Source organism: Mesorhizobium sp. M5C.F.Ca.IN.020.29.1.1, from assembly GCF_003997375.1.
Lineage (GTDB): Bacteria > Pseudomonadota > Alphaproteobacteria > Rhizobiales > Rhizobiaceae > Mesorhizobium > Mesorhizobium wenxiniae.
The window spans coordinates 1-928 of the sequence record NZ_RZSW01001052.1 but is presented as its reverse complement, the minus strand read 5'-3'; the positions used below and the strand labels follow the sequence as shown (position 1 = coordinate 928).

Below are 928 nucleotides of genomic sequence, written 5' to 3'. Positions count from 1 at the left end.
AGCAGTCAGGACGTCAAATGCCACGGTCCGCCAATCTGGGTTAAATGAGCCGACGACGAGCGCGCCATTCGAGAGCAAGTCCGCGATCATCGCGTTGCGTGGAATGGGCGAGGCGACGGCCCAGCGGCTGTCTACCACTTCCACAGCTGCACAGGCGGCGTCGAGCGCATCGAGAATGTCCTGCCGCTCGAAGACGTGCTTCCGTGGCGTTGGCCGTCTTGCAAAACGGAAGGCGATCTCGCACTCGACCCCGCCAAGTCCATAAATCACTGGCGATAGTAAAGCCGGGCTTTGTAGGAGGCGATGGCGAAGGATCGGTGCGGACACCAAGTCCCCGTCGGGCAAAGCCGCTGCCTTCCAACCGGCGACGGGGGACAGCGCGCTCACCACTTCACCTTGGATGCGCAAAGCCTGCGCGCGGCTGAGCGTCTCAAGCTCATTCACCTGAACTGGAGCGCGCTTGCCGCCACGGTGGGCTGCGATGAGTTTCCTTGCCAACATATGGGACAAATCGCTTGCAAATTCTGACATGACATACTAGCTGGAATAACGTTCTAATAGGGATTACCTGCTTTCCAATGCCGGGTCAACCGGGGGCTGACGGGATATTTCCATGGAGCTACTGAGGGTATGTCGCCAAATGAGGATGAGAATGTTTAAAGGTGATCGTGTGCCCGGGGGTATGCCAGGACAAAACAAAGCCGCTCGTACCCAGCAGGATCCGGAAGTGATCGTCGTGGGCGGCGGGGGATCTGGATTGTTCGCTGCGATAGAAGCAGCCGAGATGGGACGGCGCGTGCTCGTCTTGGAAAAGAATCCAGTCCCGGGCGGCACCACGAATTGGGCAATAGGTTCGCTCTCCTCCAGCATGTCTCCCATGCAGGTAGCAATTGGCGTGCACGACACGCCGGAGGCTCACTATGAGGAC

General features: G+C 58.9%; 1 protein-coding gene and 1 pseudogene. One reads left to right on the top strand and one right to left on the bottom strand.

Annotation, left to right across the window (positions count from 1 at the left end; translation table 11 throughout):
- Positions 1-531, bottom strand: a pseudogene (locus EOA85_RS36135) (hypothetical protein); the annotation flags it as partial.
- A 121-nt stretch (positions 532-652) separates the two neighbouring features.
- Here EOA85_RS36135 and EOA85_RS36130 point away from each other — a divergent pair.
- The coding region (locus tag EOA85_RS36130; RefSeq protein WP_281033837.1) for an FAD-dependent oxidoreductase at positions 653-928 on the top strand (276 nt) is incomplete at its 3' end.